The sequence below is a fragment of the Pseudomonas sp. RC2C2 genome, from assembly GCF_018390435.1.
Taxonomy (GTDB): domain Bacteria; phylum Pseudomonadota; class Gammaproteobacteria; order Pseudomonadales; family Pseudomonadaceae; genus Aquipseudomonas; species Aquipseudomonas donghuensis.
This window is the reverse complement of record NZ_JAHBAX010000001.1, coordinates 3684749-3702647: the sequence shown is the minus strand read 5'-3', so window position 1 is coordinate 3702647 and position 17899 is coordinate 3684749. Positions and strand designations below refer to the sequence as shown.

General features: G+C 62.3%; 14 protein-coding genes. 6 read left to right on the top strand and 8 right to left on the bottom strand.

Features of this window, described 5'->3' with window-relative positions; all coding sequences use genetic code 11:
• Positions 1-66: 66 nt before the first annotated feature.
• Positions 67-432, bottom strand: a complete 366-nt coding sequence (locus KHO53_RS17100) for a 5-carboxymethyl-2-hydroxymuconate Delta-isomerase (protein WP_010223134.1) — start codon at positions 430-432, stop codon at positions 67-69.
• 119 nt (positions 433-551) lie between these two features.
• Between KHO53_RS17100 and KHO53_RS17095 the strand changes: the two genes are divergently transcribed.
• Positions 552-776 (top strand): HP1242/YdcH family protein, encoded by a 225-nt coding sequence (locus KHO53_RS17095; protein WP_010223135.1) that lies wholly within the window; start codon positions 552-554, stop codon positions 774-776.
• An 84-nt stretch (positions 777-860) separates the two neighbouring features.
• Here KHO53_RS17095 and KHO53_RS17090 read toward each other — a convergent pair whose 3' ends face one another.
• A complete protein-coding gene (locus KHO53_RS17090; RefSeq protein ID WP_213570544.1) occupies positions 861-1664 on the bottom strand; it encodes a phytanoyl-CoA dioxygenase family protein in 804 nt (267 codons plus the stop codon).
• Between the two features lie 204 nt (positions 1665-1868).
• Here KHO53_RS17090 and KHO53_RS17085 point away from each other — a divergent pair, with 204 nt between their 5' ends.
• Positions 1869-3266: an L-histidine transporter HutT gene (locus KHO53_RS17085; RefSeq protein WP_213570543.1), complete on the top strand. Its 1398-nt coding sequence runs from the start codon at positions 1869-1871 to the stop codon at positions 3264-3266.
• Here KHO53_RS17085 and KHO53_RS17080 read toward each other — a convergent pair whose 3' ends face one another.
• From KHO53_RS17080 to KHO53_RS17055, 6 genes are all read right to left on the bottom strand, one after another.
• Positions 3267-4163 (bottom strand): LysR substrate-binding domain-containing protein, encoded by an 897-nt coding sequence (locus tag KHO53_RS17080; protein ID WP_010223140.1) that lies wholly within the window; start codon positions 4161-4163, stop codon positions 3267-3269.
• A 41-nt stretch (positions 4164-4204) separates the two neighbouring features.
• Complete coding sequence (locus KHO53_RS17075) at positions 4205-4858, bottom strand: DUF1266 domain-containing protein (protein ID WP_010223141.1); 654 nt, start codon at positions 4856-4858, stop codon at positions 4205-4207.
• A 10-nt stretch (positions 4859-4868) separates the two neighbouring features.
• On the bottom strand, positions 4869-6089 hold the full coding sequence (locus KHO53_RS17070; protein ID WP_213570542.1) for a hypothetical protein: 1221 nt from the start codon (positions 6087-6089) through the stop codon (positions 4869-4871).
• A complete protein-coding gene (locus tag KHO53_RS17065; protein ID WP_213570541.1) occupies positions 6080-8407 on the bottom strand; it encodes a tetratricopeptide repeat protein in 2328 nt (775 codons plus the stop codon). The genes KHO53_RS17070 and KHO53_RS17065 overlap by 10 nt, the downstream gene beginning before the upstream one ends.
• Before the next feature lie 198 nt (positions 8408-8605).
• Positions 8606-8998 (bottom strand): ANTAR domain-containing protein, encoded by a 393-nt coding sequence (locus KHO53_RS17060; RefSeq protein WP_010223145.1) that lies wholly within the window; start codon positions 8996-8998, stop codon positions 8606-8608.
• Positions 8999-9127: 129 nt separating this feature from the next.
• Positions 9128-9505 carry a hypothetical protein gene (locus KHO53_RS17055; RefSeq protein WP_010223146.1) on the bottom strand — a complete coding sequence of 126 codons (378 nt, stop codon included), beginning with the start codon at positions 9503-9505 and terminating at the stop codon, positions 9128-9130.
• Between the two features lie 210 nt (positions 9506-9715).
• Between KHO53_RS17055 and KHO53_RS17050 the strand changes: the two genes are divergently transcribed.
• The 4 genes from KHO53_RS17050 to KHO53_RS17035 all read left to right on the top strand — a co-directional run bounded on the left by KHO53_RS17050 (position 9716) and on the right by KHO53_RS17035 (position 17753).
• Entirely contained in the window at positions 9716-12544 is a 2829-nt protein-coding gene (locus tag KHO53_RS17050; protein WP_159388229.1) for an ATP-binding protein, read from the top strand.
• Positions 12531-13724 (top strand): response regulator cyclic di-GMP phosphodiesterase PvrR, encoded by a 1194-nt coding sequence (gene pvrR / locus KHO53_RS17045; RefSeq protein WP_010223148.1) that lies wholly within the window; start codon positions 12531-12533, stop codon positions 13722-13724. The genes KHO53_RS17050 and pvrR overlap by 14 nt, the downstream gene beginning before the upstream one ends.
• A 79-nt stretch (positions 13725-13803) precedes the next feature.
• Positions 13804-17034: a hybrid sensor histidine kinase/response regulator gene (locus tag KHO53_RS17040; RefSeq protein WP_213570540.1), complete on the top strand. Its 3231-nt coding sequence runs from the start codon at positions 13804-13806 to the stop codon at positions 17032-17034.
• A 71-nt stretch (positions 17035-17105) separates the two neighbouring features.
• Positions 17106-17753, top strand: a complete 648-nt coding sequence (locus KHO53_RS17035; protein ID WP_010223150.1) for a response regulator — start codon at positions 17106-17108, stop codon at positions 17751-17753.
• The last annotated feature ends 146 nt before the right edge of the window (positions 17754-17899 follow it).

Sequence of the window (17899 nt, the reverse complement as noted above, 5' to 3'; positions counted from 1 at the left end):
CCAACAATTAGTCGACTGGCGTCTATTTAATACGCCTGTTCAGCCTGTGTTCAGCCCGGCGTCTGTTTACCCCGGCAGATGCACTTTTGAATAAGAATCGCGATCAATATCGATCACCTCGACGCACAGCTGGATGTCCAGCCCCGGGGCGCCCGGCAGCGCGTCCTTGAGCACCTCCAGCAGGCTCGCCGACAACTGGCGTTTGATCTCGGCCGAGCGGCCGCTGAGGATCGCCAGCTTGATGTGGGCGAACCCGCGTTCCACCGGCGCCACGCCGACGCGAAAGCTGGCCAGGGCCACGGCGCGGCTCTTGATGTCGAGCTCTTCAGCAAACTGGCCGCTGCCCACCAGGGCATGGTTAAGACGCAGCAGCAGGCGATCGACCTCAAGGTTTTTCAGGTTGTCGCTGTATTCCACATGAAGGTGAGGCATTGCACAAAGTCCTGGGGTGGGCAAATGTTGCAACAGACTACCCCAGCCGCGAAACCCGGCAAAGACGACTATCCTCTAAGTTCATGACTTCCACCCCACACCCCCGGAGAGGTGAAGAAATGCCGGTCAAGCACGATTTACTCGCAGACCTGAATCTGACCAAGGATCAATTTCTCGCGAAGAAACAAAGTGACCCGCGGCTGAGTCAGCTGCATGAAGAGTACAACCGCAAAGACGCCGAAGTCGTCGATGCCGAGAACAAAAGCGCCGCCGATGACACGGTCACCCGGCTACGCAAGGAACGCCTGAAGATCAAGGACGAGATCGTCGCCCACCTGAAGTAGCCCCTGTGGGAGCGGGCTTGACCCGCGATTGCGATCTACCTGCCCCATCGCATCGCGAGGCAAGCTCGCTCCTACGGGCAGCCCTTATGGCTGCGCCCACACCACCGGAAACCAGTCCTCGCGCATGCGATCGCCGGTCTTCAGGTCAATCCCCGGAAACGGCGGCGAGGTCCGCCCAGGGCGCTGGATATAGCGCACATCATCGCCCATGAAACGGGTCGAGAAGGCTCGCCGGCGATTGCTGCCGATGTTGCCGGCGGCGCCATGCACGGTACGAAAATCGAACACCACCGCATCCCCTGGCTCAAGCTCCGGCGAGAGGATCTGGTACTCGCCGTTCTCCACGTCCGGCATGTCCATGAACAGACTTTCGCCGGAGCCTGCATCGGTGGCGCCATAAAAATCCTTGTTGCTGGCCCAGCTCTTGGGCCGCACCGGCTTGGGCCAGCGATGGGAGCCGAGCACCACGCTCAAGGTATTGTGGCGGCTGACCGGATCCAGCGGTATCCAGTAGCTGGCGGTCTGCAGGCCATCGACACAGTAGTACGGCAGGTCCTGGTGCCAGGGCGTGGGTTTGGAGGTGCCGGGTTCCTTGACCAGGATATGTTCATGGAACACCTGCACTTGCCGTGACTGCATCAACGCTCCGGCAATCGCCGCCGCCGGCGAATTGAGCACGAAATCCTTGAACGCCGGGATGCGCTGCCAGTTGCAGTAATCCTCGAAGAAGCGCCCGCCTTCGCCGCTGCCGACGTTCTCGATGGCAAAGGCGCTGGGCGCGGCCAGGTTCTGTTCAAAACCTTCGCGCAGCGGTTCGATCCAGTCACGGAACACACCACGCAGCACCACGGCACCCTCACGCTGGAACTGTTCGATATCGGCCTTCATCGCGATCACCCGCTCTTGTTGTAATGAACAAAAGTATTGGGCGGCCCCGCGCAGCCGGTAAACCACAGATTACCTATTCGCCACTATAGGCAATCTGTATGGCGCGCGGGTTGTCAGCCTCCTGCCTTTGGCCGGTTAATGGCCCTGCCTGTGTCCTACGGCGCCTTGCTATCCAAGAATAAGAACAACGAGGAGTTACCTGGGATGAACGAAAACAGCACCGCCATGCGGCGCGGTCTGAGTACCCGCCACATTCGCTTCATGGCGCTCGGTTCTGCCATCGGCACCGGGCTTTTCTATGGTTCGGCAGCGGCCATCAAACTGGCCGGCCCGTCGGTGTTACTCGCCTACCTGATCGGTGGCGCGGCGATCTACATGATGATGCGCGCCCTGGGTGAAATGGCCGTGCGCAACCCGGTGTCCGGCTCCTTCGGGCAATACGCCAGCCAGTACCTGGGGCGCTTCGCCGGTTTTCTCACCGGCTGGAGCTACGCCTTCTCGATGCTGGTGGTGTGCCTGGCGGATGTCACCGCCTTCGGCGTCTACATGAGCTTCTGGTTCCCCGACACGCCGCGCTGGATCTGGGTGCTGGGCATCGTCTTCTTCATTGGCGCCCTGAACCTGTGCAGCGTGCGGGTGTTTGGCGAACTGGAGTTCTGGCTGTCGCTGCTGAAAGTCACCGCCATCGTCTCGATGATCCTCGCAGGTGCCGCCGTGCTGATGTTCGGTATCCAGCTGGGCGGCGCCGGCGAGCCGCTGGCGGCAGTGAGCAACCTGTGGAGCCATGGCGGCTTCTTCCCCAATGGCGTGGGCGGCATGATCGCTTCGTTCACCGTGGTGATGTTCGCCTTCGGCGGCGTCGAGATGATCGGTATCACCGCCGGCGAAGCCAAGGACCCGCAACGGGTGATTCCCCGGGCGATCAACTCGGTGCCGCTGCGCATCCTGCTGTTCTATGTGTTCACCCTGTTGGTGCTGATGTCGATCTATCCCTGGACGAAGATCGGCAGCGAAGGCAGCCCCTTCGTGCAGATCTTCAGCGGCCTGGGGATCGGCTCGGCAGCCACGCTGCTGAACATCGTGGTGATCTCGGCGGCCGTGTCGGCGATCAACAGTGACATCTTCAGTGCCGGGCGGATGATGTACGGCATGGCCCACAACGGCCAGGCGCCCGCCAGCTTTGCCCAGCTGTCGCGCTTTGGCGTGCCGTGGATGACTGTAGTGGTAATGGCCGTCGCCCTGCTGCTGGGGGTGGTGCTCAACTACCTGGCCCCGGACAACCTGTTCCTGATCCTCGCCGCCGTGGTGACCTTCTCGATCGTCTGGGTGTGGCTGATGATCCTTCTGTCGCAGATCGTCATGCGCCGTGGCATGAGCGCCGACGAGGTCGCCAGGCTGCACTTCCCGGTACCGTTCTGGCCGGTCGGCCCGGCGTGTGCGGTGGTGTTCATGCTGTTCATCTTCGGCGTGCTGGCCTGGTTCCCGGACACACGCATGGCCCTGTACGTGGGCATCGGCTGGCTGGCCTTGCTGTCGTTGGGCTACTGGCTGTTCGTCGCCCGCCAACCGCTGGCAACCCAGGCAGATCCGGTCAGCCGCTGATCAGGCCGGAAACTGCTCGCTGGCCCAATCGAGGAACGCCTGCGCCGCAGGCGACGGGCGCATGGCGCTGGACTGGGCCAGCACCACCGGCTGCGGGCTGACCGTTTCCAGCAGCGGCCTGCAAGCCAGGGGTTGGCCGTCGTAGCTGCAATCGGCCACCGGCCGGGTACAGGACAGCGCCACGCCATAGCCATGGGCGACCAGCCCGCGCTGCATCTCGAAGGTCTGGGTCAGTTGCAGGCTTGCCGGTTGCAGGTCATGGGCCCAGAACAACGACAGGAAGTATTCGCGGGTCCGGGCGATGTCTTCGAGGATCAGGCATTCATTGGCCAGGTCCACCAGTGAGACCCGCTCCTGCAGCGCCAGTGGATGGTCGGCCGGCAGCAAGGCATAAGGCGTCAACTGCGCCAGCACGCGTTTTTCGATCGGCGCATCGAGCCCCACGTCATAGGTCAGCGCCAACTCTGCCTTGCCATCGGCCAGACGTCGATTGACCTCGGCTAGATCGGCCTCGAACAGGGTGATGGTGACTTCCGGATGGCGCCGGCGAAAGCCGCTCAGCAGCCGTGGCGCGTAATACGGCCCCAGGTCCTGGAAGCAGATCAGGCTCAAGGCCCCGCGCACCACCTGTTGCTCTTCGCCCTTGCCGCTGATTGCCGAGGCCAGGTTGAGCATCTCCCGCGCCTGCTCCAGCAAGGTGCGCCCTGCCGGGGTCAGCTCCAGGCCACGGCTGACCTGGCGATGAAAGAGCTTCTCGCCCAGACTCGCCTCCAGCTGCGACAGCGCCAGCGATACCGACGGCTGGGAAATATGCTTGGTGCGCGCCGCCGCACTGACGCTGCCCTGCTCGGCGGCAGCGACGAAATACTCCAACTGGCGAAAGGTGAAGCCGATCATCGCAATGCCCCTCTGGGATGCTGAAACCAACAGTCGCGCAGTTACCCCGCCAGCGCCGGGCTCAACGCCGCGGGCGTATGCCAGGGGATATCGGCCCAGGCACCGCTGCCGGGGGCCAGCAACTGGCGCAGATGCTGCTCATGGAACGCTTCGCCCAGCGAGTCGACGCGAAACGCCGCGACCCACTGCTCGCGCCCCAGCTTATAGGCTTTGCCGAAATCTTCCCAACTGTCGAAACAGTCTTGCGCCCGCTGCGCATTGAGCAGCAGCACACGCCAGGCAAGATCAGGTTCGAGCCAACGCATCAGCAGCGCGCAACGGGCCACAAACGCCACCCGCGCACAGGCAAAGGCCATCGCCGCACGCGGCTCATCGCTGGCCGTCAGCGCCTGCAGGTCGAGGCTGTACCATTGCTGTTCGAGGGTCGCGCTGAAGTGCGCGCGCACCGCCTCGTCATCGCAGTTGCTGCGAACCCCGGCCTGGTGCAGCAACGCTGCCCGCACGATCTTCTGCGCTTGCTCGTTGAAGTGATCGCAGGCCGGCGAGTAGAAGCCCTCGACGCCCATCGCATCGGCCATGGGCCTGGCCAGCAACAGCGACCAGTGCTTGCGCTGGCTGAACAACGGCGCGGCGCGCGGTCGCAACGCCCGCCACAGCAACCAGGCTGAAACAACCGCCGCGATCAGTAAAAACATGCGCTTCTCCTTACCTTGCCCGGGCTTGCCAGGCCTGGATTTCCTCGCCCTCGGCCGGCGTCATGTCCGGCCACGGCACACCTTCGGTCTGATACAGAGGATCATTGAGCTGACGCTCAGCGCGCTTGCTGAGGATATGCCGGGTGGCGTACTTGACCGACACCGCTTGCGGGGCAGCCTGCAAGAACTGCTGCGGCTGACGCCCGGCCACCAGCCACTCGACCATGGCCGAAGGTGCATCGAGGCGCTCGTACAGTTGCGGGTAGCGGGCTACCAGACGGGTCTGGGCGGTAGCATCAGTGACCTCTTCGATACGCAGCCAGGCGGACTCGGTGCGCACGATGCCGATGGCGAGACAGTCAGCGGGGGTCTGCTGGTCGGTGCCCAGAGCATTCAGGCACTGCAGCAGGTCCTGGTAGTAACGCTCGACCGGCGGCCGGTTCTGCTTGCCCTTGACCTGCTCGACCGTCAAGGTGCCGTCGGCCTGGACAATCAGGCTGATGGTGATGTGCGGCTGGCCCTGGCCGTCGCGAAAACTGAGCACACGCATGCGCCGCTGTTCCACCGCTTCGGCATAGCGCTCGCCGTAGCCACCGCTCAGGGCGCGGCGGTCGGCGAACTGGCCGAGGCAATGGCGCATCACATAGCTTTCAAAGGCCATTTCGGCGCGCAACAACGGGCTGTCGGGCCGCAGCTCCTGCAATACATGTTCGCCGGTAGTCACGACCGTGGCCAAGGCCTCGGGCTGGCTCTGACGCCAGCCCTGGTCAACCCGCGCGGCCATCTGCGCGTGTTCTTTTTCCCACAGCGCCAGCGCCTGCGGGCAGTTGATCCGATCAAGCTTGCCGGCCAGCGCAGTGCCCTGGCGCGAGGTGAGAAACTCCACCAGCAAGGCCTCCTGCGCCAGCAGTGAGGCTTGCTCCGGGTCGACCCATACCAGGGGCGCAAGCACCTGCTGCGACGCTTTACCGACGTCGCTCAAGTGCCTGGCCACCCATGGCGGTGGCTCCGTTCCCAGTACCTCGACGGCCTGCTCCAGGGCCAGGATCCGGCGCGCCGGCTCGAAGTTGCCGACCAGATGACGGTAGAAATGGTTGAGCAACCATTTACTCACCTCTGGGGCATCACTGCGGGCCTTGCTGCGCTCGGCAATACCGCGTTTGAGCTGATCGGCATTGAGCACATTGCGCGGGGCGTAACCGGACTGTCGCAGCTCCGGTGTCACGTCCATATCTGCCACCAGGCCTTGCTTGCCGGTTTTTGCGGTGCCTGCAGCTCGGCGATCATCTCGTTGAAGACTTTATTGTTTCTCTGGTCGACGGCGTTGTCCGGATCGCTGCGCAGGATGGCGCGCTGATAATAGGCCAGGGCCTCTTCCTTGCGCCCGAGGTCCTTGAGCACATCGCCAGCACAGCCCAGCAGCGAGCTTTCGTCCCTTTCGTTGACCTGCGACGCGTAACGCTGCCACAGGCCGGTGGCCGCCTCAGGCAGGCTGTGAGCCAGGTACATGGCGACTTTCAGCCGGGCGAACAGCGGCGAGTATTCCAGGTCCTTGTCACTGACCCCGCGCTCTTCCTGCCACTTCAAGATACGTTCCAGCCAGATCAACATTTCCCGGTCGCGATCCAGGCGATACAGCGCAAACGTGACGTCTTGCAGGTAGTCATCCGGCTCATGGCGGCTGTAGCCGTAATCCGCCGCGTAGTGCCAGAGTTGCTCCGCCGCCTCAGCGATAGCCGCGTAATCCTTCTGGCAGATACGTGCATTGAGCACGCCGTGATAGTGCTCGGCAAACGAACTGGCGGCGATGCCGCAAGCGTGCAGTTCAAGGGCCTGGTCATACATCTGCTGGTCGTTGTAGCAGCGGTAGTTGATTGCCAGGTTGTTGCACAGCATCGAGTACAGGTGGGCGCAGCCGTCATACCGGTGGCCGCTGCCGCTGGCAAAGCACTGTTCCATGCGCACCCGGCCCTGCTCGTAGGCAGCCCGCTGCAGGAAGCGCAGCAGCGACCAGGCTTCGTTCGTGGTGGCTTCATCGAGGCTTTTGACCTGCTCTTCCACCTTGTCCTCGACATACCCGGCGTACTCGTAACAGTACATGCCACTGGCCAGTTGCGGCATCGGCTGCTTGAGGGCATCGATGACGCCGAAGGCTTTGACGTGCGCGCAGAACACACTGTAGGCACTACGTCGATCCTGCAGGCCGCCGGCTTTTACGGCGTCCTGCAACATGGCCAGCTCAGTCTTGGCGTCGATCAGCCCGGCATCGCCCTCTCGCACCGCAACCAGGCGGGTGATCCATGGGTGATTCGGCGCACGGCGCTGGGCTTCTTCGCGCGCCTGGGCAAACAGCGCGTCGCGCAGTTCGGGGTTCTCCCGGGTCGCGTGCAGCGCTTCGAGCAACGGGTTGAAGGCCGGTGTCGCCTCGCTGCGCTCGGGCAGGCAGGCAACAAAGCGCTCCAGCAAAGCGGCGTTGTCGCAGGCGCGCATCACGCACAGCGGCCACCACACCGAGTTGTCCTCGGCCTCGAGCAACCGATCGTGAATCCAGAATGGCGTGCCGGGCCACATCTGCTCGAGCATTTCATAGACATCCATGAACGCCCGTTGCCCAGCCTCCTCGATCCGCCCGCTTTCGAGCAACCAGGGCAATTCGAAATTAATGAAGTTATCGCCACCATCCGAGTCCAGGCTGCGGCTCGCCACTTCACAGATCTTCAGGGCCCCGGGCAGGTCGCCCTGGGCCTGCAATGCACGGGCGGCCAGCCGCGCCAGGCGCACTTCCCACTCGCGGCGCCGGGGCAGCGACAACTCGGCGATCGACTGCACGACGGGCTGCTCGAACATCGCCAGGCGCAGCGGCACGATTTCGATCAGCGCGTCGCCCAGCCACAGCCAGTCGTTAGCGTCGACGTCCTGATCCTCGCCTGCGGTGCGCAAGGCGGCAATCGCACTCAAGGCGGCCTCGCGGGCCTGCTCGTCTTGCTCGTGGGCGGCCAGCACCCGGGCCCGGCGCCGGTGCTGGTCGGCATCGTCCCAGGCCCGCAGGGCGTGGCGCCCGGGGTTGATCAGCGCCAGGGTGTGGCGCACCTCGATGGCCTTGAGCGCGACGTCGAGCGTGGTGTGTTCGAGCTCGTCGAAGATGCGATAGCGCCGGTATTGCTCGACGTCGAAATCGAGCCGCTCGTTGCTCAGTTGCTGCAGGCTGTCGAGCCCCTGCAGCAGGCCCTCCTCGTCTTTGAGGTAGTTGGCCAGGCGCATCTGGTAAACCAGCAGGTTGAGTTTGAGTTCGTTGCGCGCGTCGTCAGCGCAGGCCTCGAGCAGCGCCTGACCGTCTTCGGCCAGTACCGCCCTGGCGGCATCGACGTCACCGGCGTTGACCCACAGCACGTGCAGGCGGTCGATCGATTCCAGCGAAGCAGCCTTCAGCGGCTGGCCGCGCAGCTGGCTCAGCAGGTAATCGGCACCGTGTTCCTGATGCTCGACCTCAAGACGGTCCATGAATTGATCCAGCTGAATGCCGGACAGCACGGTGCTGTTTTGCGTCATTGTGAACTCCCTTTGCGAATGACTGTGCATCGCCCGATGCGTCCTGCGCCGGCGCCCTTGATGGGCCAACGGATACCCGCGTACGTCTGCCCTGGGCAGGCAACGATGGCGAAAGGGATCGGGCAATACAGCGAGGTGCTGCACGCTACCAGTTGGCGTTTGAAAAAAAAAGGGCGTGCGGGGGAGCGGGATCAGTGATTAACGTGCAAACAGCGGATCGACACTGTGCAGGCATCGTTTGATGGAATCGAAGTCCGGTGCCTGTGACAGGCACAGTTGAATCCTGCCATTGACGGGCACCGACACCTGCGAAGAGTCGGCGCGCTGCCCTTCATAGATAAGCGCATGACGGATGCGCGGGTTGTCGTGGCAGAACTTCAACAGGTTGAACTGCCGGGAAGGCACCAGCACCGTGTTGACGATCAACAGGTCGAAGGGGGTGCCCTGCGTCCGGGTAGCCGCCTGCAACGCTTGAAAGCTACTCAAGTGGGCAACGCGGCAATACCCCAGGCGGTTGAGCATGTTCTCTATCTTGCTGCGCTGATCCTGCTGCCGATCAGCGATGACGATGCGCAATGCTGTGTTTGACATTCGGTAAACCTGACAGATGGGCTCCGCGAGTCTTTATAGACACTGCGACTCGCTGAAGTATTGGCAAGGTTACCGTTGGTCGTGGGCGCAGACTCTAAGACAATTCTCAAACGCCCTTACGCCGAAGGCTTAAGGCGTGGTCAGGGTGATCAGGTAGGCGCCGGAACTGACCGCCTTGCCGGCAGCATCCACCAGCGCGTACTGCTGGTGATAATAGCGCCCGGCCTTGCCGCTATCGGCCACCAGCCTGACGTTGACCGGGGTTTGATCGGGCGCACTGACCGACGCTTGCGAGTCAACCCGCTGCAGGCCGATACGGGTACCCCGCACCTGCGCCGGGCAATCGTTGAGGTTGAAGGCACCGGCCTGGGTCGAAGGCGTGCACGGCGACTCGACAATACTGCCGGTGAAATTGATCACCCCTTGGGCGACCGGCGTGGCGGCCACACAGGCCCCGTTCAGGCCGAACAGCAACCCTGCAGCGATAGCAACATACTTCCCGTTCATGCCGACACTCCTGCGATAGCGGTTGATACCTTGAGTGTCGACCAGACGGCGCATTGTTTAAGGATTGTCTGATAGGCAAAGCCGCACTTTGCCAAGCAGGTCGCAGAACCGGGTAAATGAGCGGCGCCTGGCTGGCCAACAGGGTCGACAACGCCTATGTTTAAGGATCGTCTGATGTCTGTAGCGCACGCGACTCACTAGAGTCCGCGGATGAGATTAAAAAGCTACCTGCTGCAAATCAGCCCCCTTCTTTCCAGCCCCGAAGCCGCCCGCCGCTTGCTGCGCTTGTTCGCCGTGGTGTTGCTGATCGGTATTCTCAGCGGCGTGTACAACTTTCTGTTGTTCACCTTCAACAACGACATCTCCCAGCGTCGCGGCTACATGAGCAGCGCGATTGCCGAAGCGCACACCTTCTTCACCAATCGCGAAGCCTTGCTGGAAAGCCTGAGCCTGTCGGCGGTGCGCAAGTCGAAGCAGGCCAAGCCCCTGGTCTACCTGCCATCGACCGAAGAAGTGCACCTGCAACTGGGCAGCACCACCGACAACCGTTGGAGCATCTGGCTGACCCAGCGCATGCGCGACTACATGAAGGACAAGCAGGTCAGCCTGCTGTATGTCGACACCGGGCCGAACGCGCAAGTCAGGCGCTTGTACAACTCCGCCCCCGGCGTACCCGGGTTCTCGCCGCGCATGCTCGAACAGTTGCAGGCGCTCAAGGACAACAACCCGTCACCCAGCGCCGAGCTGTGGCTGACCGACCAGACCGAGCAACGTTCGTACCTGTACATCTTCATCCGGCTTGATGAACGTGACGTCGAGTCGGGCTGGCTGGGCCTGGAGATGGACAGCCGCGAAGTGTCCACTGCGCTCAGTGACCAGAGCGCCGGCGAGTTCATGATGCTCAACTCCGAAGGCATGCTGGTGTTCACCAACAGCCACGACACACGATTGGGACAGATGCTGCTCAACTCGAAGGGCGAAAACTTTTTCGGCTTTGTCGGCGACGGCTGGATACCCGACCACCTGGTGATCCGCAAACACCTGCAATCGTCGGACTGGCAATTGGTGTACTCGATTGACCTGCTGGCAGTGATGACCGGGCTGTGGCAGCAACTGGTCGGCTCGCTGCTGTTCTGCCTGTTCACCGTGACCCTGGTCCTGCTGTTGATGCGCCGCATCGAGCATCGTTTCATTGCCCCGGCGATCAACCGCATCCAGGCCCTGATCGAAAGCGAGGCGTTCAGCCGCGATGTCATCCAGACCGCGCCCGTGGCCTTGTGCGTACTGCGCCGTACGGACGGCAAGGTGGTGCTGGAAAACACCCTGGCACAACAATGGCTGGGGGACGGCCTGGAGCGCGATGTGCTGTGTGCCGGTTGGATCAACCAGGCCTTCGCCAGCCAGCAACCTGAACGCACTGACTACTTTGCCACCGCCGATGGCCGTCACTTGTACCTGAGCAGCGCCCCAACCCGCTACAACGGTGAAGACGTGCTGTTTTGCGCCTTCAGCGACATCAGTGCACGCAAGCAGGTGGAAGCGGCGCTGGAAGAGGCGCGGCAATCGGCCGATGCCGCCAACGAGGCCAAGACCCTGTTCCTGGCGACCATGAGCCATGAGATCCGCACCCCGCTGTACGGCGTACTGGGCACCCTGGAACTGTTGGCGCGGACCCAGCTCGATGCCCAGCAGCGCGACTACCTGCATGCCATTGAGGGCTCCTCGGCGACCCTGTTGCAGTTGATCTGCGACGTACTGGATGTGTCGAAGATCGAAGCCGGGCAACTGGCGCTGGAACTGAGCGAATTCTCGCCGCTGGAGCTGGTTCACGAAGTCATCCAGGGCTACAGCGCCGCAGCATTGGGCAAAGACCTGCAACTGTATGCCTGCTTCGATCCACAACTGCCGGAACGGCTGATCGGCGATGTGACGCGGATCCGGCAGATTCTCAACAACCTGCTGAGCAACGCGGTCAAGTTCACCGACAGTGGCCGGGTGGTGCTGCGGGTCAAGCTGATCAACCGTGATGGCGAACGCTCGAGCCTGATGTGGCAAGTGTCGGACACCGGCAAGGGCATCGCCGAAGAAGACCATGCGTACATTTTCGAGCCGTTCTACCAGACCGAAGGCAACACCAATGTGGTGGCCGGTACCGGCCTGGGCCTGCCCATCTGCCAGCGCCTGACCCAATTGATGAACGGCCAGTTGCGCATGGTCAGTGAATTGGGCCTGGGCAGCAGCTTCACCCTGACCCTGCCGCTGGAAGAAGCGTCGGCCAGCACCGACCTGCCCGCCCAGGGCGGCCTGTTGCCCGAGACGATCTATGTGCTCTCGCCGATTCGCGAACTGGCGCAGTCGATCAGCGGCTGGCTGCGCCGCTGGGGCGCACGTGCCCAGGTCGGGCGGCCGACGCCCGCGGACTCAGCCAGCGGCTGCCTGCTGCTGGAGCTGCACCCTGGCAGCGCCGAACAGCCGCTGGTGGCCGACTGGAGCGGCCCGCTGATCCTGGCCAGCGCCCACGGTTGCTGCGAGCCACAGCTCGAAGACGGTCGCTGGCAGGTCAATCTCAACCACCTGAGCGCCTTATACCAGGCCGTCAGACAAGCCCAGGGACTGTGGATCGCCCGCACCGATAACCCGCAAAAGCGCGAAATACAGAAGCTCGACCTGCACATCCTGGTGGCCGAAGACAACATCATCAACCAACTCATCCTGCGTGATCAGCTTGAGGAGCTCGGCTGCACCGTCGAGTTGGCGGGGGACGGCAACGAAGCCCTGCAGTTGTGGAAAAACGGGCACTTCGATGTGGTCCTGACCGATGTGAACATGCCCAAACTCAATGGCTATGAACTGGCCAGAGAGCTGCGCCGCCAAGGCTGTTCGATCCCGATCATCGGGGCGACGGCCAATGCCATGCGCGGCGAAGCAGAACTGTGCCTTGCTGCCGGAATGAACCATTGCCTGGTCAAACCTTTCGCGTTGCGGGCCCTGTTCAACTATCTGGCGCCTTATCAAGAGACCTCCCATGAAGCCCTATAACATCTTGATCGTCGAGGACCACCCGTTCCAGCACATGTACCTGCAGCACCTGTTCAGCGAATTGGGCGATTTCCATTTCGAAGCGGCCCAGGACGGCAAGGAAGCGCTGGAACACCTGCAGCGGCGTGACTTCGACCTGGTGCTCACCGACCTGCTGATGCCGGGCATGGACGGCGTGCAATTCATCCAGGGCCTGGCCAGGCTGCGCAGCAAGCCGGACCTGGCGATCATGAGCGCCGCCTCCAAGCGCATGCTGATGGCCGCAAGCCTGGTGGCCAAGAACCTCGGCGTAGAAGTGATCGGTTTGATCTCCAAGCCGGTCAAGCCGGCCGCCCTGCGCAACCTCACCGAACAGCTCGGCGGCAAGAACCGCAGTGCGCCGCAGGTACCGCCGGCAGTGGCGCAGTTCGACTACCAGGCGCTGATTCACGGCCTGAGCAACGGCCAGTTCCAGGCCTGGTTCCAGCCGAAAAAATCCCTCAGCAATGGCCGCATCGTCGCCGCCGAAGCCCTGGTGCGCTGGATGCACCCCGAGCAAGGCGTGCTGTTGCCTGGCTCGTTCCTGCCGGCCTTCAAGACCTTCGAGCTGGAAGAGCGCCTGTTGTGGCTGATGCTCAAGCAGGCCATCCACGCCCAGGCGCGCTGGCGCCAGCAGGGTTACGACATTCCGGTATCGATCAACCTGCCAACCCACCTGCTCAACAGCCATGACCTGGCTGACCGCCTGCTGGAGTTCGTCCTGCATCACCAGGGCATCCCGGGCAAGATCTGCTTCGAGCTGATGGAGTGCTCGGTGCCCCAGGACATCAGCAACTTCTACGCCGGTGCCTGCCGCCTGCGCATCAAGGGCTTCGGCCTGTCGCAGGATGATTTCGGCAAGGGCTACAGCTCGTACATGAACCTGGTCTCCACGCCCTTCACAGAACTGAAGATCGACCGCGCCCTGGTTCAGGGCTGCCATGAAAACGAAGGCATGACCTCGGCGCTGACCAGCATCGTCGCCCTGGGCCGCAAGCTGGGGCTGACCGTGGTCGCCGAAGGCGTCGAGACGCCCCAGGAGCTTGCCCTGTTGCGCAAGATCGACTGTACCCAGGCCCAGGGCTTTCTGATTTCACATGCGGTGTCGTCCGAGCAGTTCCAGCAACTGCTGAACCATGACGGGCCGGCAACCTTCTATTGATGTGCCGCGCAGCCTTTAATTGCCAGCAGAGGTAAACTCCATCCAGCCACCTACATTACCGTTATTGCGGAAGTTCCTGATGAAGCACGACAACGCCCTGCTGGACAAACTCACCCGCAGCTCGTTGCGCCTGAACAAAGGGATGATGGTGCTGCTCGGGCTGGCGTTGTTGTTGGTGGGCACCAGCTATTGGTCGTTTCAGCGCCTGGTCGAAGAGGAGCACGACACCGTGCGCTTTCATTTTGCCCGGCTGATGGAAAACATCCGCGAGCAGGAAGTGTTCTTGCGCAACCTGGCGCAACGCAGCCACCAGGGCGAGTTGCTCAAGGGCGAGAATGCCGAAGTTCGCTTGTTGAAAGCCTTGCCGGAAGAAGGCCCGAATATTTATCAGGGCCAGGCGTTTTCTTACTCCATGCCCTTCAGCGCAAAAATCGACCCGCAAAAAATCGCCGCCAGCGAACATGCCAAGATCTTTTCCCTCGGCGTGCACCTGGCGACGTTCTACAGTGCCTTCTGGTCGACTTCACATTACCAGTCGCCGCATGTATTTCTGTTCAACCAGCACGGCAACTTCGACATTACCGTGCCGGCCGCCGGCCATTCACGGACCAAGACCGTACCGCTCAATGAAACCTTCATCGACATGGTCAAGACCGTGGTCGACCGCCTGCCGCGCGATCATCAGTTGCTCAACGAGGGGGAGGTCTGCTGGCAGCATTATGGCCCGAGCGCCGAGAGCCCTGGCCCGGCGCGCCTGCTGGCGTATATCGGCATCGAGCTGGCCGCAGACGAGATACACATCAAAGGCGCCGACACCCAGGTGATGATCGCCAGCGTGCTAGACCTGTCCCAGGCCAATGATTACGAACGCACCATGGAATGGTCGATCTATGACCACTTCACCCTGGTGGCGCCTTCCGGCCAGGTGCTGATTGGATCGCTGTGGCCGCAATCGCCGCTGCATGAAGGGATCAACTTCAAGCCCGAAGGCCTGGTGTTCAAGCTGGTCAACCACGCGGGCCCGGGCTGGACCGCCATTTATGCCCTCAACTACAGCAGCTTTTTCCGCTATGCCCTGTGGCCACTGGCAAGCCTTGGTGCCTTGTTGTTCGGGGTCATCGCCATGGGCTGGGGTGCCAACCGCTGGTACCGCCGGCAAGTGATCCTGCCGGCCCGCCAGGCCCATGCCAGTATCGCCGAAAGCGAAGCCTTCAGCCGCGTGGTCATCGATACCGCGCCCACCGGATTATGCGTGGTGCGCCGCACCGATAACCAGGTACTGGTGGAAAACCAGCGTGCCCAGCAATCGCCGGGCAGCGCCAAGCTGATCAATGCCCTGGAACACCGCCACGACCAGGGTGAAACGGGCGAAACCCACCTGGAAATCGACGGCCGTCACCTGCAGGTGGGCTTTGTCTCGACCCGCTACCAGGGCCAGGACGTACGCCTGTACGCCTTCAACGACATCACTCGGCACATCGAGGATGCCACCGCACTGGAAGAAGCCCGACGCGCCGCCGATGCCGCCAACGAAGCCAAGACCCTGTTCCTGGCGACCATGAGCCATGAAATCCGCACCCCGCTGTACGGCGTACTCGGGACCCTCGAACTGCTCGGCCTGACCCGCCTGGAGCCACGCCAGCAGGAATACCTGCAGACCATCCAGCGCTCCTCGGCGACCCTGTTCCAACTGATCAGCGACGTACTTGACGTGTCGAAGATCGAGTCCGGGCAGATGGCCATCGAGGCCATCGAGTTCTGCCCCCTGGACCTGATCGAAGATACCCTGCACACCTATGCCGCCTTCGCCCAGCGCAAGGGCCTGCAGCTCTATGCCTGCACCGACGCCACCCTGCCCGAGCGCCTGCTGGGCGACCCGATGCGCATCCGCCAGATCCTCAACAACCTGGTGAGCAATGCCATCAAGTTCACCGACACCGGGCGCGTGGTGTTGCGCACCCGGGTGCTGGCCCACGAAGACGCCAGTGTCAGCCTGGAGTGGCAGGTCACCGATACCGGCATCGGCATCTCCACGGCGCAGCAGGCCAAGCTGTTCGAGCTGTTCTATCAGGTCCAGGATGCCTGCAGCGAAGGCGGTGCCGGGCTGGGCCTGCCGATTTGCTGGTGGCTCAGCGAAATGATGGGCGGGCAGTTGAAAGTGGTCAGCGAACCCGGGTTGGGCAGCAGTTTTGCCCTGCGCATGAGCTTGCCGGTGCTGCCAGCCGAAGCGACCGCCAGTACGCCAGGCGTCACCTACACAGTGCCGGTATATGTGCGCGCGCCGGTACAGGAACTGGCGCAATCATTGCTCGACTGGCTTGTCCGCCTGGGCGTCCCTGCCACGCTGGCGCCGCAGCCGCTGGAAGCCAAACATGCGCCGGCAATTCTGGTCGATGCACTGCCGGCCGCCGCCGAGCAGGCCTGGCCCGGGCCACGGGTGCTGTGCACTGCGGGCGGGCGCAACCCGCCTGAATACAGCGCGCAGGGCTGGGACGTCGACCTGCACAGCGTGCACGCAATCGCCGCGGCGGTCGCCCTGGCCCGGCAAGGCAAGCCGCTGGCTGAGCAGCAAACCCCGGAGCAACCGGCCGACAACCTGCAACTGCGCATCCTGGTGGCCGAAGACAACCCGATCAACCAGGCCATCATCAAGGAGCAACTCGAGGCCCTGGGCTGCACCGCGGTGGTGGCCAGCAATGGTGAACAGGCGCTGCACCTGTGGCAACCCGAGGTCTTTGACCTGGTGCTGACTGACGTCAACATGCCCGTCATGAACGGCTATGAACTGGCCCGCACCCTGCGCGAGCATGACCCGCAATTGCCGATTGTCGGTGTTACCGCCAATGCCATGCGCGAAGAAGGCATGCGCTGCATTGCCGTGGGCATGAACGCCTGGATCGTCAAACCGCTGAGCCTGCAAACCCTGCGCGGCCATCTGCTCAAGCTCTGTCGCCCTGCCTTGCACAGCGCCGCCGCGAGGGTCGAGCCGGATACCCTCACCGCCCCCGCAGCCGTCCAGGCCAGTGATAACCTGCAGCTTTCCGAGAAGATGCGCCCGCTGTTTATCAGCACCATGCGCGATGACTTGCAACTGATCCGCTGCGCGCTGGAACAAAGTGACGGTAGAATCGTTGCCCAAAGGCTGCACAGCATCGCCGGTGCCCTGGGCGCGGTACAGGCCATCAACCTGGCCGAACACTGCACGGCGCTGGAGTGTCAGCTGGCAGGCGGGGCGCTCGATGCATCCCTGAACCTGAAAGTGCAGCAGATACTGAGCCGACTTGCCGCTGTTGTGGATGCGCTCGAGTAACAACAATCAGGCTTACCTGCGGCCGTATGGACACCCTCTAACCCTCTATACCGGTACTACGGACGGCCTTTATGGACAAACTCAAAGTCATCATCGCGGACGATCACCCTATCGTGCTGCTTGGCGTGCGCGAACTGGTAGAACGTGACGAACGTTTTTGCGTGGTCGGCGAGGCCGTGTGCTCGAAAGGGCTGATCGAACTGCTTGAGCAACAACCGGTGGACCTGGTGATCACTGACTACAACATGCCGGCCGATTCACCTTACGGCGACGGCCTGAAGTTGGTCGATTACCTGAAACGGCACTTTCCGCAGTTGCAGGTGCTGATTCTGACGATGATCTCCAACCACCTGATTCTCACCCGCCTGCATGAGCTGGGCGTGGTCGGGGTAATCCAGAAGAGCCAGCTGCACACGGAAATCCAGCTGGCACTCAAGGCCGTTGCCCAACAGAGCCAGTATCGCAGCCTGGAGCCGGCGAAAACCTCGGTCATCGAAACCACGGCGGCGATCGAGGATCGGTTCGCCACCCTGTCACCCAAGGAGTTCGAAATACTGCGCCTGTTTGTTGCCGGTAAAAGTGTTAGCGATATTGCCCGCAGCCAGAACCGAAGTGCCAAAACCATCAGCGCGCAAAAGATTTCGGCCATGCGCAAACTGGAGGTTAATAGTGATCAGGATTTACTGACTTATTGTTTGGAGCGCAGCATCTTCAACTAACCGGTATGGCAACAACGTCATCCGTCGACAATGGCTTTGTTGCGCAAGTAGCCGCCACTTCTTCAGCACAGACCTTATAAGAATCGTCTGATGTTCGGCAAACACCCCGCGGCCTATTGTGTATTGGCATTTTCATGCAGCACTTT

Excerpts from the sequence above, each read along its gene's own strand:
- KHO53_RS17060 (WP_010223145.1), bottom strand. The coding sequence starts at position 8,998 with ATGTCAAACACAGCATTGCGCATCGTCATCGCTGATCGGCAGCAGGAT.
- KHO53_RS17075 (WP_010223141.1), bottom strand. The coding sequence starts at position 4,858 with ATGTTTTTACTGATCGCGGCGGTTGTTTCAGCCTGGTTGCTGTGGCGG.
- pvrR (WP_010223148.1), top strand. The coding sequence starts at position 12,531 with ATGAAGCCCTATAACATCTTGATCGTCGAGGACCACCCGTTCCAGCAC.
- KHO53_RS17085 (WP_213570543.1), top strand. The coding sequence starts at position 1,869 with ATGAACGAAAACAGCACCGCCATGCGGCGCGGTCTGAGTACCCGCCAC.
- KHO53_RS17090 (WP_213570544.1), bottom strand. The coding sequence starts at position 1,664 with ATGAAGGCCGATATCGAACAGTTCCAGCGTGAGGGTGCCGTGGTGCTG.
- KHO53_RS17070 (WP_213570542.1), bottom strand. The coding sequence starts at position 6,089 with ATGGACGTGACACCGGAGCTGCGACAGTCCGGTTACGCCCCGCGCAAT.
- KHO53_RS17035 (WP_010223150.1), top strand. The coding sequence starts at position 17,106 with ATGGACAAACTCAAAGTCATCATCGCGGACGATCACCCTATCGTGCTG.
- KHO53_RS17100 (WP_010223134.1), bottom strand. The coding sequence starts at position 432 with ATGCCTCACCTTCATGTGGAATACAGCGACAACCTGAAAAACCTTGAG.
- KHO53_RS17080 (WP_010223140.1), bottom strand. The coding sequence starts at position 4,163 with ATGATCGGCTTCACCTTTCGCCAGTTGGAGTATTTCGTCGCTGCCGCC.
- KHO53_RS17065 (WP_213570541.1), bottom strand. The coding sequence starts at position 8,407 with ATGACGCAAAACAGCACCGTGCTGTCCGGCATTCAGCTGGATCAATTC.
- KHO53_RS17095 (WP_010223135.1), top strand. The coding sequence starts at position 552 with ATGCCGGTCAAGCACGATTTACTCGCAGACCTGAATCTGACCAAGGAT.
- KHO53_RS17055 (WP_010223146.1), bottom strand. The coding sequence starts at position 9,505 with ATGAACGGGAAGTATGTTGCTATCGCTGCAGGGTTGCTGTTCGGCCTG.
- KHO53_RS17040 (WP_213570540.1), top strand. The coding sequence starts at position 13,804 with ATGAAGCACGACAACGCCCTGCTGGACAAACTCACCCGCAGCTCGTTG.
- KHO53_RS17050 (WP_159388229.1), top strand. The coding sequence starts at position 9,716 with ATGAGATTAAAAAGCTACCTGCTGCAAATCAGCCCCCTTCTTTCCAGC.